Here is a 15,075-nt window from a genome sequence, read left to right as displayed (position 1 = left end):
GGAGCGCGTGTCGGTAGGTGGCGTGCGCGGTGGCGTCGCGCGGATCCGCCGGATTATCGCATCGCGGCGTGAGCGACGTGAGTGGTGTGAGCGACGCGATGCGCGTTGGCGGCGCCGTGCGGATGGGCGAGTTCGCGTCCCTCCTCCGGAAGTCTCACGTCATGGCACCTTGCGCCAGCGACGTCCGTCATCCCGGTTGCCCGCGCCAGGTCATCGAGCGTCCACCCGTTGCCGAGCAACAGCCGGCGCGTATGCAGCGCGCCGTGCACGTCGTCCGCGACGGCTTCGCCGAGATAGCGCAGCGCGCGGCCTTCGACGTCGACGAAGCCGTGCCGGTAGTCGTGCGCGAGCGCGGTCCACAGCCGCGCCGCGCCGACCGACTGCCGGGCGCCGCTGATCAGGCACAGGCCCGCGTCGAGTCCCCAGCGATACAGCGTCGTCGCTATGCCCTTGCGTTGCGCGGACCCGCGCAGCCGCGTATGCGGGGCGCGCAGGTAGCGGTCCGCGCGGCGCGGGAGTTCGGGCAACCGGTTGAAGATCGTGTAGCCGGCGAGCTGTCGGGCCGACGGATCCTCGACGTAAAGGAAGTATTCGCCGTCCGCCTGGCGGTGGCGGACGATCAGGCCCGAGTCGCCGAGCGCGACGGCCGGCAGGCCGTGCAGGCGATGGCCCCGCTGGTGCAGACGCGCGTGGAGCGCGTCCAGTTCATCGTCGATGTCGTGCTGGGAATGCTGTACGTCGATACGCATGGCAAAAGGCGCCCGTCCCGGGCGCATCGAGAAAGGGGTTCATCGCAATGGGGAAGGGACAGGAAAGCGGCCCCCGGGCTCGACGCGCGAGCCGGGGCCGCGAATCAGCTGGGGATGTGCTGGAAACCGGCGGCGATCGCGGCGAGGCCCGCGATGCAGAGTGCGAACAGGATCAGGACTTTGTGGATCACGCCTCTCTCCTCATGAACGCGCGGCGCCGAAGGACGGCGCCGCGGAGACGGTGACGGCGGGCACGGCCCGCGCGGCCGTCGTGCGCGACGACGGTCGGAGGTCCGGCGACAGGCGCGCGCGGACGGTCAGCACCATACGCGACGGATACGGGGCGGGCAATCTGGCGGTGGGAGAAAAGCGACGAAACGCGGGGAATCGGCGTGTTTCGCGACAATTGGCCGCAAGCGAGCGGCGTGTGATGGCAATGGGTTTGCGTGAACAGCGCTCGGCGTGCGACATCGCGAGTGGGTTTGTATTGCACGTTCGCGACACGACACGGTAGCCGCTGCCTCGATCGCACGCGTTCCGCAGGGCTGCCATGCTCGAGGCGCTCATCGAACCGATGAGCGCGACACACCCTCACACCGCCTGCCGGCCCCCAAACCCCCGCCTGATTCGCGCGAACAGCCCGTGCCGCGCGATCCACTCCGCATACGCGCGATAGTCGGGATCCCGCATCAAATGCCGTTCTTCCGTCTTCGCCCGCGTGTAGTAGATCAGGTTGACCGCGACGAGCCCCGCGCAGTGCATGAGCCCGAGCTGCCAGCCGAGCGGCTCGACGAACGGCACCGACACCATCCAGTACGACAGGTTCTTCGCGATGTACGCCGGATGCTTCGTGAAGCGGTACGGGCCCGACGTGATGATCCCGCGGTTCGTGAGGTTCGAGAAACGCAGCCCGAACGAGATCGTCGACAGCGCGTAGGTCATCAGCAGCAGGATGATCACCGCGCCCCAGATCACGCGCAGCGTCGGCGCGGACAACAGCCAGTTGTCCCAGAACAGCGAGCCTTCGTAGCGGATGTAGTTGTTCGAGATCAGCGACCAGAACGGCTGGTAGCACATCAGCGCGGCGACCCAGCCGAGCGTGGTGGGCTCGACGGTGCGCACGTGGCTGTCGAGGATGCGGAACGTGCACAGGTAGCCGACGGTGCCGAACATCAGGTCCATCGTGAACGACAGGTCGTACAGGAACACGAAGGTCGCGAGCGTCATCGGCGCGTGCAGCGCGTTCGCGAGCGACGCGCTCAGGTGATCGGCGTCCTTCGACAGGTAGACGGTCATCAGCGGCAGGAAGAACGCCTTCACGCCCCAGCCGGCGAGCATCTCGCGCACGGGCTGCCAGCTCGCGGGCTGCTCGCGGCGGAACAGGAAGCGGCCCCACAGCAGGTACGCGTCGTCGGTCTCGCGCTGGTGGCGATCCATCCACGCGAAGTAGAACGGCGCGGCGACGATCACGTACGGCGCGAGCGAGCGCAGCAGCGACCAGAACGGCAGGTAGAACGCGCCGTGATATTCGGGCAGCAGCCAGTAGAGCAGGCCGATGCCGGCGTAGATCGACGTCAGCGCGCCGAGACGCGTCGCGACGCGGGCGAGCCCGAGCGTGCGCACGGCCTGCCGCGACAGTCCCGCGCTCGGGCGCAGGTAGACGCGCGAGATGAAGATTTCGTGCAGCGCGATCGTGCCGATGATCGCGAGGCTGGCGATGACCGCGCGCGTGGCCGCATCGAGGGTCGGCTGGTCGCGGGTGATCCACAGCGCGAACAGGCCGGCCGCGATGCCGAGCAGGCCGGCGCGCAATGGGGTGGCGGAACGGGGCGGGCGGTCCTGGACGGCGGCGATGCCGTCGATGGTGGAATTCATGATCGAATCCTCGTCGGGATGAGGGCCGGCGCCCCCGCTTGGCGGGTGACGCCGGCCGTCGGCCGGGCATTGGATTGGTACGCGCCCGGCCATTGGCCTGTGGTTTTGATAGGTGAAGCGTTACTTCTTCGGGGTGGCGCCGAGCAGGCCGCCGAGCAGGTTCGTCACCGGCGCGAGCAGGTTGTTCGTGCCGCCCGCGGCACCGGTCGAGCTGCCGGTCAGGCCGGTCGTGACGACGCTGCTGCCGGACGGCGTCGTCACCGTGCCGGCCGCGCCGCTCGGGCTGGCCGTGCCGAGCGCGCCCAACGCGCCGGCCGGCGACGTGAGCGAACCCGTCAGCGTGCCGACGGGGCCGCTCGTCAGCGCACCGCCGAGGGTGCCGGTGAGGCCGCCGCCCGGCGTCGTGACCGTGCCGGTCAGGCTGGCGCCGAGCGGCGTCAGCGAGTTGACGAGGCCGGTGACCGGCGCAAGCAGACCTCCGACACCCGAGCCGCTGGTGCCGCCGGTGCCACTCGTTCCGCTCGTTCCACTCGAGCCGAGGCCGCCGAGCGCACCCGTCACCGTGCCGAGCAGGCCGGTGATCGGTGCGAGCGGGCCGCCGCTGGTACCACTCGTGCCGCTCGTTCCGCTGGTGCCGCCCGACCCGCTCGAGCTGCTGCCGCCGCCGAGGCCACCCGTCAGCGTACCGAGCAGACCGGTGATCGGTGCGAGCGGGTTGGTGCCGCTGCTGGAGCTGCCGCTTGACAGCAGGCCGCCGGCCGACGCCACCGTGTTGCCGAGCTGGGACACGCTGCCGCCGGCGCTCGTGCCGACCGGGTTGCCGGTCGCGCTGCCGACCTGCGAGCCGGCGAGGCCGAGGCCGCTGCCGAGCGTGCTCAGCAGGCCGCTGAGCGGGGCGCCGAGGAGGGTTGCGTTGCCGAGCGTCTGCGTGGCGCCCGGCGTCGTGGCGCCGCCGGTCAGCGTGTTCGTGATCGGGTTGATCACGCTGCCGAGCTGCGTCTCGAGTTGCTGGACCGGCGCGCTGTTCAGCGCCGTGTTCAGCGCCGATGCGGTCGAGTTGACCGCGGTGCCGACCGTGTTGACCAGATCGCCGACCAGGGTCGTGGCCGGCGCGAGCGGCGACAGCGGGCCGCTGCCGAGGCTCGTCACCGCGTTGCCGAGGTTGTTGACCGCGCCGCCGGCGCCCGTCAGCAGGCCGGTGGTCGACGTGAGCGTCGGGCCGAGCGGGTTCGGCGACACGCCGATCGACCCGAGGCCGGCCGCGACGCCGCTGCCGAGCGACTGCACGCCGTTGCCGAGGCTCGTGACGGCGTTGCCGATGCTGGTGGCCGTCGTCGGGCTCGTGCCGGGGACCTGCACGCCGCCGATCTGGCTACCGCCGTTCGCGACCGTCGTGCCCAATGCCGTGACGAGCGTGCCGGTTTGCTGGAGGACGTTGCCGAGGGGGGTGACGTTGCTGGAGGTGCCCGAAGTGCCCGAAGTGCCCGAAGTACCCGAAGTACCCGAAGTACCCGAAGTACCCGAAGTACCCGAAGTACCCGAAGTACCCGAAGTACCCGAAGTACCCGAAGTACCCGAAGTACCCGAAGTGCCCGAAGTGCCCGACGTACCTGAAGTACCCGACGTACCGGAGGTGCCCGACGTGCCGGAAGTGCCCGACGTGCCTGAGGTACCGGAGGTGCCCGACGTACCGGACGTACCCGACGTACCGGAAGTGCCCGAGGTACCGGAGGTGCCCGACGTACCGGAAGTACCCGAGGTACCGGACGTGCCCGAGGTGCCGGACGTACCCGAGGTACCGGAAGTGCCCGAGGTACCAGAGGTACCCGACGTGCCGGATGTACCCGACGTACCGGATGTACCCGACGTACCGGATGTACCCGACGTACCGGATGTACCCGAGGTGCCGGAAGTGCCCGAAGTCCCCGAACTACCGCCTCCCGACGTTCCCGACGACCCCCCACCCGAAGTGCCGGAACTACCGCCGCCGGACGTCCCCGTCGAGGTGTTCCCGGATGCTCCCGAAGTCCCCGAAGTCCCCGAAATGCCGGATGTTCCCGACGTGCTCGGCTTGACCGACGGCGTGACCGGCCCGTCGACCGAGCCGCAGCCGTAGAGTGTGACGAGCGACAGGACGGCCAGCGATACCGTCGTTTTCTTGAAGTAATGGTGCATGGTGCCCTCGACATTGGAAGTTGTGCCGAGGGCCATTACTGCAAATTCCGCGCCATGGGATCTTTCGCGCGACGCACCGGCGCTTTGTTGCGGAAATCGGAAATATCGGCGCGATTTAAACGGAGGAATGGCGGTTTCGCGAGACGGGCATACCAAGTGCGCCAATCCGCCCGCTGTGATGTTCCCGTAAGGCGCCGTAACGCGCGGCGCGATGTTACGTAGCGTTCGTCCCGACGCGACGCGACGCAACGCGGGGTGGCCGCGACCGGAACGCCGCCTCTTTGACGAAACGCCCGCGCGCCGCGAACATGACGCGAACCCGCCCGGCCGCGGCCGGCGCCGAAGCGGCAGCGACTTCACACAGGAACCGACATGAGCGAACAGGACAGGGAACAGGGCAAGGCGCGCCGCGCCGAAGTCATGGGCGACGCATTCGTCGAGCGCGCGATGCGCGACCTCGACGGATTTTCGCGTCCGCTGCAGAACTGGCTGAACGAGCACGCATGGGGCAGCACCTGGCAGCGCGGCGGCATCGACCTGAAGACGCGCAGCCTCTGCACGTGCGCGATGCTGGCGGCGCTGGGGCGCAGCGCGGAGCTGAAGGGCCACGTGCGGGGCGCGCTCAACAACGGCGCGAGCCTCGTCGAGATCCGCGAGGTGCTGCTGCACAGCGCGCTGTACGCGGGCGCGCCGGCCGCGGTCGAAGCGTTCCGCAGCGCACGCGAGGTGATCGCGGAACTCGGCCTGTCGCTGCCCGACGACGAAGCGTGACCGACGCGCGGTGCCCGCCCCCGCAGCGCCGGCGCGCCGTCTACCCGATGACGCTCAATGCTCGACGTGCGCACCCTGCGCCGGCACGTCGACCGGCGCGGCGGCAACCTCGAGCAGCCAGTCCGCGGTCGCGTCCGGAATCGTGACGGGCAGCATGTGTCCGCCTTCGACGACCGTCAGCCGCACGCGCGCCGACTTGCTCGCCAGCGCCTCGCCGTGCACGCGCCAGTTCAGGATCGGGTCGGCGCGGCCGTACAGCACGTCGACCGGCAGCGTGAGATCCGCGTAACGTCGCTCCATCGCGGGCAGGTCGACGGGCGCCGACAGCAGGTCCGTCGCCGTCGCGTAGAACACGTGTGGCCGCAGCCCGAGCAAACCGCCGCCCTTTACCGGGAAGTCGCGCGGCACGGCTTCCGGCGCGAACACCTGGTCGACGGCCTTGCGGCCGGTCAGGATCGTCAGCGGCACCGCGAAGGTCCACGACACGAAGCGGCGCACCAGCGGCGACGGCAGCATCAGCGGCTTGAACGGCGCCGGCGGCTCGGTCTGGTCGTGCGACAGCGGCGCGATCAGCGCGAGCCGGCTCACGCGCTCCGGATGGTTGAGGCCGACCGCGAGCGCGATCGCGCCGCCGAGCGAGTGGCCGACGAGCACCGTCCGGTCGAGCTTCAGCGCGTCGAGGAACGCGGCGATCGTGCGGGCCTGCGCGAACACGTTCGCCTGCGAGCTGGCGCCGCGCAGCGAGCGGCCGGCGCCGGGCCGGTCGACGAGGATCACGCGATGGTGCTGCGCGAGCCGCGTGAGCGGCAGGTACGCGAAGTTGCGCCACTGCCCGGCGAGCCCGTGCACGAACACGAGCGGCGGGCCGCTGCCGTACTCGACGTAGTGGATGCGATCGCCGCCGATGTCGACGAAGCGGCCTTCGGGCGGAAACGCGCGCGTCACGCGGCGCGCGATGAAGCCGGAAAACAGCGCGAGCACGGCGAGCACCACGACAACGCCGAGCAGCACGTTCTGGATCAGATGAAGCGTATGGCTCATGTCGGCCTCAACGGGTTTCGAGTACAGGTTCGGCAACTGGCGCGGCGGCCGGGCCGGCTGTCGCGCGGCGTTCGAACTTCATCGCCGAATCGGCGAGTCCGCTGAACTTCAGCGATGCGAGATCGAGCACGTAGTTCTGATGGAATTTCCAGGGCTTGCGGTGCCCCTGCCGCGGCAGGATGCCGGCCGCGCGCTGGATGTAGCCCGAGCTCAGGTTCACCGCCGGCACGTCGCCGAGGTCGCCGGCGCCGAGCCGCGGCACGCAGGTGTCGTAGCCGTTCGCACGCATGTGGTTGAGCAGCCGGCATACGTAGCGCGCGATCAGCTCGGCCTTCAGCGTCCACGATGCGTTCGTGTAACCGAACGACGACGCGAGGTTCGGCACGTCGCTGTACATCATTCCTTTATAGGACACGGTCTGCGGCAAGTCGACCGGGCGGCCGTCCACCGTGACGCGCGCGCCGCCGAGCATCTTCACCTTCAGCCCGGTCGCGGTGACGATCACGTCCGCGTCGAGCTGCTGGCCGCTCTTCAACTGCAGGCCGGTCGGCGTGAAGCGTTCGATCTCGTCCGTGACGATCGACGCGCGGCCCGCGCGGATCGCCTTGAACAGGTCGCCGTTCGGCACGAGGCACACGCGCTGGTCCCACGGCATGTAGCGCGGCGTCAGATGCTTCGCGACGTCGAAGTCGGGGCCGAGCTGCTTGCCGGCCGCGCGGATGATGAAGCGCTTCGTCCGCTCGGGCTTGCGGCGCGACACGTTGTACAGGTACATCGTCAGCAGCACGTTCTTCACGCGCACGAGCCGGTGCGCGAGCCGCGACGGCAGCACACGGCGCAATGCGTTCGCGATTTTGTCGCGCGCGGGCAGCGAAACGATGTAGGTCGGCGAGCGCTGCAACATCGTCACGTGTTTCGCGTCGGTGGCCATCGACGGCACCAGCGTGACGGCCGTCGCGCCGCTGCCGATCACGACGACGCGCCGGTTCGCGTACGACAGGTCCTGCGGCCATTGCTGCGGGTGCACGATGCGGCCTTCGAACGATTCCATGCCGGCCCAGTCGGGCAGGTAGCCGCCGTCGTAGTCGTAGTAGCCGCTGCACATGTAGAGGAAGCGGCACGTGTAGACGAGCGTGTCGACCGTGCCGTCCCGCGTGCGCTCGATGCGCACCGTCCAGCGCGCGCGGTTCGAATCCCAGTCGGCCGCGACCACTTTCTGGCCGTAGCGAATCGTCTTGTCGATGCCGTACGCGCGTGCCGTGTCGCGGATGTAGTCGAGAATCGTCTGCCCGTCCGAGATCGCCTTGTCGCTGTGCCACGGGCGGAAGCTGTAGCCGAGCGTGAACATGTCGGAATCCGAACGAACGCCGGGATAGCGGAACAGGTCCCAGGTGCCGCCGATCGCATCGCGCGCCTCGACGATCGCGACGCTCGCGTACGGGCAGCGCTTTCTCAGGTGATACGCGGCGCCGATGCCGGACAGGCCGGCGCCGACGATCAGCACGTCGAGGTCGCGGCTGTCGCCGCAGGCGGACGGCGCGTCGCGCCGGTCGGTCGTCGTCGAGCTCATGTGAGGTCCCTGGTCGGTGGAGTCGGGCGTGCGGCCTGCGCGTGCATGCGTTCTGCCGCGGCCGCTGCCTTCGGGCACAGATTGCGTGCGCGGGCGCGGCGCACGTGGCGCAACACCAGCTGCTGGTAGCCGGCGCCGAGCAGCCGCGCGATCCGGTCGAGGCGCCGTGCATCGGCGCCGACCAGCACGCGGCGCGCATTGCGCTCGACGCCGGCGAGGATCTGCCGCGCGGCGTCGTCGGCCGTCGTCGCGTTGATCAGGCGGTTCGCCTGGCGGCGGTGGGTCGCTTCGTCCTGGCCCGTGAGCGCGTGGATGCTGGTGTCGACGCGGCTCGCGTCGACGATGCCGGTCGCGACGCCGCCCGGATGCACGCAGGTCGCGCTGACCGGCGCGCCGTCCAGTTCGAGCTCCATCCGCAGCGCCTCGGTGAAGCCGCGCACCGCGAACTTGGTCGCGTTGTACGCGCTCTGCGTCGGCATCGCGACGAGCCCGAACAGGCTCGACGTGTTGATTACGTGCCCATCGCCCGACGCGCGCAGATGCGGCAGGAACGCTTGCGTGCCGTGCACGACGCCCCAGAAGTTGATGCCGACGATCCATTCGAGATCGGCGATGCGCGCGGTCTCGGCGCTCGCGGCCAGCGACACGCCAGCGTTGTTGAAGACCAGGTTGACCTTGCCGTGTTCGGCGCGCACGAAATCGGCCCACGCGAACACCGCGTCGCGGTCGGCGACGTCGAGCCGCCGCATGCTCGTGCGAACGCCGTGCTTGCCGCACGCGGCCGCCGTGCCGGCGAGCCCGACATCGTTGACGTCGGCGAGCGCGACCTCGCAGCCGCGCCGCGCGAGCTCGACCGCGAGGCTTCGGCCCATGCCGGAGGCGGCGCCCGTAATCGCGGCGACCTTGCCGGAAAAACTCTTCATCGTCTTCCTCCCGTTCCGCTTGCACTGCGCCGGCGGCGTGCTTATTGTGGTGATATTCGTCACCACTTTAGTTTTCGGGTGTCATGATGTCAAATAGCGAAATGGAGAAAGCACTCGAAACGGAAAAACGGGGGCGCGCGTACGGCGGTGTCGCGCCCGAGGTGCGCGCCGCCGAGCGGCGCGACGCGCTGATCCGCGCGGCGACGCGCGTGTTCGGCACGGTCGGCTTTCGTAAGGCGACCGTGCGGTCGATCTGCCAGCAAGCGAAGCTCAACGACCGCTATTTCTATGCGGCGTTCGACAGCACGGAGGATTTGCTGCGCTGCACCTATCTGCATCACGCGCAGCAACTGCACGACGCGGTCGAGCGCGCGGTGGCCGAGCGCGGCGGCGATCTGCGCGAGCGCGTCGACGCAGGGCTTGCCGCGTTCTTCGGCTTCCTGCGCGACCCGTGCGCGGCGCGCGTGCTGCTGCTCGAGGTGATGGGCGTGAGCGCGGACACCGACATGACCTACCAGCGGATGCTGATCGACTTCGGCAAGCTGATCATGGCGATCGGCGCGGCGCGCGAGGCCGTGACGCCCGCCGAGCGCACCGAGCAGCGGCTCGTCGGGCTCGCGCTGGTCGGCGCGATGACGAACGTCGGCGCGGCATGGCTGCTCACCGACTATCGCGATCCGGAGGCGCAGATGGTCGCGAGTTGCAGGAAAGTGCTGCTGGGCACGTTGCGGGAAGAGGGGTAAATTCTCGCGCGCAATCCGTATTCGTAATTAACGGGTGGGGATCGATATTAACAAGGCGCAGAATTTCACCGAATTGTCATTGGCTATATTCATTTTTGATTTTCCGGCCTGTTGAATATTGATAATCGAATTTAAATGAAACAAGCCGGCGCCACGCCAATGAAAATTGACGTTGCGCCGGCCCCGCGCGCGAAAGGTGTCGCGCTCGTGCACCGCGAGATTACAAGCCCGTGTATGCGCCCCGGGTCCAGCCATCACCATCCCAGCACCATTCGGTGGTCGAGCCCCCGCTGGTCGCATACACGCGGATATGCACGGCGCTCCCGCTCAGCCAGCACGTCGCCGACACGTTGTCACCGGCCTGGTTGAACGCACCGGTGTACCAGTTGGAGCCGTCGTAGCAGCGCTCGGTGATCTTGTTGCCGTTGGCCGTGTAGACGCGAATCGACGGCGTGGTTCCCCAGGAAATTGCGGCGGTTTGCATGTTCAAACTCCTTGATTGGAATAAGGCGGAGAATTGAAGCGTTTCGGTAAAACGCGATTCCGCGCATTACCGGGAATAAGGTTAGATGAAAATCTCGAAAATCAATATGAGATTTTTTGTGAATAAATGGCGCGATTAATTCGGCGCGAGAAAATCCGTTGCCGCCGGCGCGGTTGCCGCGATCCGCGCCTTCATCGCGTCGATGAACGCGCGCACCTTCCGCGACGGCAACCGCGTCGACGGATACACCGCATGAATCCCCGCCCGCGCCGAGCGCCAGGCGGGCAGCAGCCGGACGAGCCGGCCGGCCGCGATGTCCTCCGCGGTCGAGAAATCCGTCAGGAACCCGAAGCCGCCGCCCGCGAGCGCGATCGCGCGGCAGGCCGTCGCGGTGTTCGACACGACCGGCGCGGTGCAGCGCACCGACGCATGGCCGCCGCTCGTATCGTCGAGTTCGAGCGTATGCGGGCGTGACGGTGTCGACAGCATCACGAACGGCAGCGCGGCGAGTGCGTCCGGATCGCGCGGCAGGCCATGCCGTGCGACGAACGCGGGGCTCGCCACCACCCATTTCTCGTATTGACCCAGCTGCACCGCGCGATGGTTCGAATCCGCGAGGCGGCCGAGGCGGATCGCGACGTCGAGGTTGTCCGCGACCAGATCGACGACGCGGTCGTTCGCGATCAGTTCGACATCGAGCCCCGGATGAGCATCGCGCAGCGCGACGATGGCCGGCGCGACGACCAGCGCGCCGTAGTCGATCGGCACGCTCACGCGCAGCGTGCCGCGCAATGGACCCGCGTCGGACGACACCGCGTCGAGCGCGCTTTCGGTCGCGCGCACGATGTCGCGGCACGCGTCGTAGAACGCGCGCCCCGCATCGGTCACGCTCAGCCGCCGCGTGGTGCGGACCAGCAGGTTCGCGCCGACTTCGGATTCGAGGCGCTGCATGTGCGTGCTGACGACCGTCTTCGCGAGGCCGAGCCGCTCGGCCGCGGCCGTCAGCGAGCCGGCATCGACCACCGCGACGAAGATCGCCAGCCGGTTCAGGTTCACGTCGCGCAGATCGGCCATCGTTGATTGTCCTATGGGAAAGGATAATGTTTCAGCGATTATCCGCCTTCTGCATGTGAACGGCGAGCGCTACGCTGGGGGCTGTTCGTCGCCGATTCCCGGCGGCGCGAGATCCAGGAGCCTTTCCATGCCAGCCGCCAGCAAGCCCGCCCGTCCAGTTCGTGTCTATTCGTTCCCGCTGTCCGGGCATGCGCACCGCGTCCGGCTGTTCCTGTCGCTGCTCGGGTTGCCGTCCGACATCGTCGACGTCGACCTCGCGGCCGGCGCCCAGCGCGAACCCGCGTTCCTCGCAGTCAATCCGCTCGGCCAGGTGCCGGTGATCGACGACGACGGCACGGTGCTCGCCGATTCGAACGCGATCCTCGTCTATCTCGCGAAGCGCTACGGCGACGCGCACTGGCTGCCCGACGATGCGGCAGGCGCGGCGACCGTGCAGCGCTGGCTGTCGTACGCGGCCGGGCCGATCGCATCGGGGCCGGCGGCCGCGCGGCTCGTCACCGTGTTCAACGCGCCGCTCGATCACGACGCGGCCAAGCGCACCGCCGCGAAGATACTCGCCGTGATCGACGGCGAACTCGCCGGCAAGCCGTTCGCCGCGGGCGCGCAGCCGACGATCGCCGACATCGCCGCCTACACGTACATCGCGCACGCGCCGGAAGGCGGCGTGTCGCTCGAACCGTATCCGCACGTGCGGGCGTGGCTCGCGCGCGTCGAGGCGCTGCCGGGCTTCGTCGGCATGCCGACGACCCGTGCCGGCCTGCTCGCCGCCTGACGCGAAGCGCCACGACACGTCTTTACCGGGAGAAACGCGATGACTGCACCGACCGCCGCCGTACCGGGCTGGGAACTCGACGTTGCGCCTTTTCATGCGGGCGAGCTCGCCGTGCAGCTGCGCGCGGGCGTGACGGCCGCCGCGGGCGCGGCCGGCCGGCGCGGGATCCGGCGCTTCATGCCGGACCAGCACCGGACGTTTTTTGCGCAGCTGCCGTTCTTCGTGCTCGGCGGCGTCGACGCGCACGGCCAGCCGTGGGCTACGCTGCGGGTCGGGATGCCCGGCTTCGTGACGGCGCCGGACGCGCGCACGCTGCACATCGACGGCGATGCGCTGCCCGGCGATCCGCTGGCCGGGGCGTGGCAGCCGGGTGCGCCGCTCGGCGGGCTCGGCATCGAGTTCGACACGCGCCGGCGCAATCGCGTGAACGGCGTCGTGCGTGCGGTCGACGGCGGTGCGCTGACGATCTCGGTCGAGCAGAGCTTCGGCAACTGCGCGAAGTACATCCAGGGCCGCAAAGCCACGTTCGTGGCGCGGGAAGGCGATGCGTCCGGCGCGGCCGACGTGTCGGACCGCTTGAGCGACGCGGATCGCGCGCTGCTCGCGCAGGCCGATACGTTCTTCGTCGCGAGTGCGAACACGTCGGCCGATGCGGGCGCCGCGCGCGGCGCGGACGTGTCGCATCGCGGCGGCATGCCGGGCTTCGTGCGCGTCGACGACGCGTGCACGCTGACGACGCCGGATTTCAGCGGCAACCGCTTCTTCAACACGCTCGGCAACCTGCAGCACGATCCGCGCGCGGGGCTGCTCTTCATCGATTTCGACAGCGGCGACGTGCTGTATGTCGCCGCACGGGCGGAGATCGTGTGGGATGGGCCGCTCGTCGCGTCGTTCGACGGCGCGCAGCGGGTCGTGCGGTTTCATGTGCACGAAGTGCGGCGCACGCGGGGCGCGTTGCCGTTCCGGTGGTCGGCGCCCGAGCGGGCGCCGCAGTTTGCGGCGATGGCCGAGGGTTCGGCGAACGCGGGTGCGCAGGCGGCTTCGGAGCCTGCATCCGCATCGCCATCCGGTTGGCGTCCGCTGCGCATCGCGAAGATCGTCGACGAAGCGCGCGCGATCCGCTCGTTTCATTTCGAACCGGCGGACGGCGGCGCGTTGCCGGCCCATGAAGCCGGCCAGCATCTGACGCTGCGCATCGCGCTGCCGGACAGCGACGCGCCCGCGATCCGCAGCTACACGCTCTCCGATGCACCCGGCGCACCGCGTTACCGGATCACCGTGAAGCGCGAAGGACGCGTGTCGGCATGGCTGCACGACCACGCGCATGCCGGGATGACGCTCGATGCGCAGATGCCGCGCGGCCGCTTCACGTTCGACATCGCGAGCCCGCGTCCGGCCGTGCTGGTGTCGGCCGGCATCGGCATCACACCGATGTTCGCGATGCTGCGGCGCGCGCTGGCGGACGACACGCCGTCGCGCCGCATCGTGTTCGTGCACGGTGCGCGCGATACGGCCGACCGGCCGTTCGCGGCGGAACTGACGCGCATCGCCGACACCGACGCACGCGTGTCGCTGCACTGGTTCGACAGCCGGCCGCAGCGCGACGGCGCGGCGCGGCCGGGTCGCATCGACGTCGCGCAACTGAAGCGCATCCTGCCGTTCGACGACTACGATTTCTACCTGTGCGGGCCGTCCGCGTTCATGCGCGATCTGTACGACGGATTGCGTGCGCTGAACGTGCCGGACGAGCGTATCCGCTTCGAGGCGTTCGGGCCGTCGAGTGTCGTGCGCAGTGCGACCCGCGGCGCGGCAGCGCCGTCGGTGGCGAGCGTGCCCGTCGTGTTCCGCCGTTCCGCGCGCGACGCCGCGTGGACGGCCGCCGACGGCACGCTGCTCGAATTCGCGGAAGGTCAGGGCGTGGCGGTGCCGTCCGAATGCCGGTCGGGGTCGTGCGGCACGTGTGCAACGCGCGTGCTGTCCGGGGCGGTCGATTACGTGCAGTCGCACGACGCGCCGGTCGAGCCCGGTTGCGCGCTGCTGTGCGTCGCGCAGCCTGCCGAAGGGGCCACGGAGCCGCTCGTGCTCGACCGCTGACGTGCGTGCGGCATGCGGTCGCACAGCGCGTGCTGCGCAAAAAACGCCCGCAACTGCTTCTTTTTCAGGAGGCCTGTCGGATCGACGATAGCGTCAACCGATAGAGGAAAGGAGCAACATCATGAAACTGTTCAGCATGATCCGCCTGGTTCTGTGGAGTTTCTTCGGCGTACGCAACAGCAAGGCGCACGCGTCCGATCTCGCGAACGTCAACTTCACGCTGCTGCCGTTCGTCGCGATCGTGCTCGCGGTGCTGGTCGGCGCGGTGATCTACGGCGTCGTCCATCTGGTCGTCGATCCGACGGTGACGATGCAGGGGTTCTGAGCGCTCGCCGAATCACGCGGGCTGTGATGCCCGCGCTCCCCTCCCGCTTCCCGCCTTCCGTTTCGGCCGATTCTCCGGCCGCCAGCCCCGCCCGGGGTAAAATGCGCGCCACGCCGCGATGTCGCGTGCGACGGGCATTCCGCCGTTCCGACGAACGGCGCACGCAAATGCCCGGCGCCCGCGCCGGGGCGTTCGAAGCGTCCCCTGCATGACGACACCGCGCGGCATAGCCGGCCGCCCGACACGCACCCGATCCACGGATCGGCCGCCGCGTCGGCGCCCGGCGCGTCACCGGCATCCGATGTCCCATCCTGCGCATTCCCGATCGATCGGCACGCAAGCGGCCGGATCGTCAGATTCGTCCGGTGAATGTCGTGCCGACGGTCGTGTCCGGCGGCTCGCCGGGTCATGCGCGAGGCCGCGCTTCGCGGCGGTATAACGTGTTTCGACAGGGTCGAGTGGCGAGTTTTCCATCCAGA

13 protein-coding genes are annotated in these 15,075 nt (G+C 69.1%); 5 read left to right on the top strand and 8 right to left on the bottom strand.

Annotation, left to right across the window (positions count from 1 at the left end; genetic code table 11):
- Positions 1-53: 53 nt before the first annotated feature.
- The 3 genes from FFI87_RS27120 to FFI87_RS35395 form a co-directional block, all read right to left on the bottom strand.
- Positions 54-749 carry a histone acetyltransferase gene (locus FFI87_RS27120; protein ID WP_138850068.1) on the bottom strand — a complete coding sequence of 232 codons (696 nt, stop codon included), beginning with the start codon at positions 747-749 and terminating at the stop codon, positions 54-56.
- A gap of 591 nt (positions 750-1,340) precedes the next feature.
- Complete coding sequence (locus FFI87_RS27110; protein ID WP_138850070.1) at positions 1,341-2,624, bottom strand: isoprenylcysteine carboxylmethyltransferase family protein; 1,284 nt, start codon at positions 2,622-2,624, stop codon at positions 1,341-1,343.
- Between the two features lie 120 nt (positions 2,625-2,744).
- Positions 2,745-4,799 (bottom strand): collagen-like triple helix repeat-containing protein, encoded by a 2,055-nt coding sequence (locus tag FFI87_RS35395; RefSeq protein WP_144594398.1) that lies wholly within the window; start codon positions 4,797-4,799, stop codon positions 2,745-2,747.
- 372 nt (positions 4,800-5,171) lie between these two features.
- Here FFI87_RS35395 and FFI87_RS27100 point away from each other — a divergent pair, with 372 nt between their 5' ends.
- The gene (locus FFI87_RS27100; protein ID WP_012365448.1) at positions 5,172-5,570 is read left to right on the top strand and encodes a carboxymuconolactone decarboxylase family protein; all 399 of its coding nucleotides are present in this window, start codon (positions 5,172-5,174) and stop codon (positions 5,568-5,570) included.
- A gap of 54 nt (positions 5,571-5,624) precedes the next feature.
- On the opposite strand, the gene FFI87_RS27095 is transcribed toward FFI87_RS27100, so the two are convergent.
- From FFI87_RS27095 to FFI87_RS27085, 3 genes are read right to left on the bottom strand one after another with little or no spacing between them, the layout of a single operon-like run.
- Entirely contained in the window at positions 5,625-6,611 is a 987-nt protein-coding gene (locus FFI87_RS27095) for an alpha/beta fold hydrolase (RefSeq protein ID WP_138850072.1), read from the bottom strand.
- A gap of 7 nt (positions 6,612-6,618) precedes the next feature.
- The gene (locus FFI87_RS27090; protein ID WP_138850073.1) at positions 6,619-8,181 is read right to left on the bottom strand and encodes a flavin-containing monooxygenase; all 1,563 of its coding nucleotides are present in this window, start codon (positions 8,179-8,181) and stop codon (positions 6,619-6,621) included.
- Positions 8,178-9,104, bottom strand: coding sequence for an SDR family NAD(P)-dependent oxidoreductase (locus tag FFI87_RS27085; protein WP_138850074.1), 927 nt, complete (start codon positions 9,102-9,104; stop codon positions 8,178-8,180). Before FFI87_RS27085 ends, FFI87_RS27090 begins: the two co-directional genes overlap by 4 nt.
- 101 nt (positions 9,105-9,205) lie before the next feature.
- Here FFI87_RS27085 and FFI87_RS27080 point away from each other — a divergent pair, with 101 nt between their 5' ends.
- Positions 9,206-9,847, top strand: a complete 642-nt coding sequence (locus FFI87_RS27080) for a TetR/AcrR family transcriptional regulator (RefSeq protein WP_229203004.1) — start codon at positions 9,206-9,208, stop codon at positions 9,845-9,847.
- Between the two features lie 220 nt (positions 9,848-10,067).
- Here FFI87_RS27080 and FFI87_RS27075 read toward each other — a convergent pair whose 3' ends face one another.
- Positions 10,068-10,331 (bottom strand): hypothetical protein, encoded by a 264-nt coding sequence (locus FFI87_RS27075; protein ID WP_011660332.1) that lies wholly within the window; start codon positions 10,329-10,331, stop codon positions 10,068-10,070.
- Positions 10,332-10,466: 135 nt separating this feature from the next.
- Positions 10,467-11,405, bottom strand: a complete 939-nt coding sequence (locus tag FFI87_RS27070) for a LysR family transcriptional regulator (RefSeq protein WP_138850075.1) — start codon at positions 11,403-11,405, stop codon at positions 10,467-10,469.
- A gap of 127 nt (positions 11,406-11,532) precedes the next feature.
- Between FFI87_RS27070 and FFI87_RS27065 the strand changes: the two genes are divergently transcribed.
- The 3 genes from FFI87_RS27065 (at position 11,533) to FFI87_RS27055 (ending at position 14,596) form a co-directional block, all read left to right on the top strand.
- Positions 11,533-12,177, top strand: coding sequence for a glutathione S-transferase family protein (locus FFI87_RS27065; protein WP_012365454.1), 645 nt, complete (start codon positions 11,533-11,535; stop codon positions 12,175-12,177).
- Positions 12,178-12,216: 39 nt separating this feature from the next.
- Positions 12,217-14,271: a pyridoxamine 5'-phosphate oxidase family protein gene (locus FFI87_RS27060; protein WP_138850076.1), complete on the top strand. Its 2,055-nt coding sequence runs from the start codon at positions 12,217-12,219 to the stop codon at positions 14,269-14,271.
- A gap of 121 nt (positions 14,272-14,392) precedes the next feature.
- Positions 14,393-14,596 carry a DUF2970 domain-containing protein gene (locus tag FFI87_RS27055; protein ID WP_006750787.1) on the top strand — a complete coding sequence of 68 codons (204 nt, stop codon included), beginning with the start codon at positions 14,393-14,395 and terminating at the stop codon, positions 14,594-14,596.
- Positions 14,597-15,075: the final 479 nt, after the last annotated feature.

It is taken from the genome of Burkholderia sp. KBS0801 (genome assembly GCF_005937855.2).
GTDB lineage: Bacteria > Pseudomonadota > Gammaproteobacteria > Burkholderiales > Burkholderiaceae > Burkholderia > Burkholderia ambifaria.
This window is presented reverse-complemented; position numbering and strand designations above follow the sequence as displayed.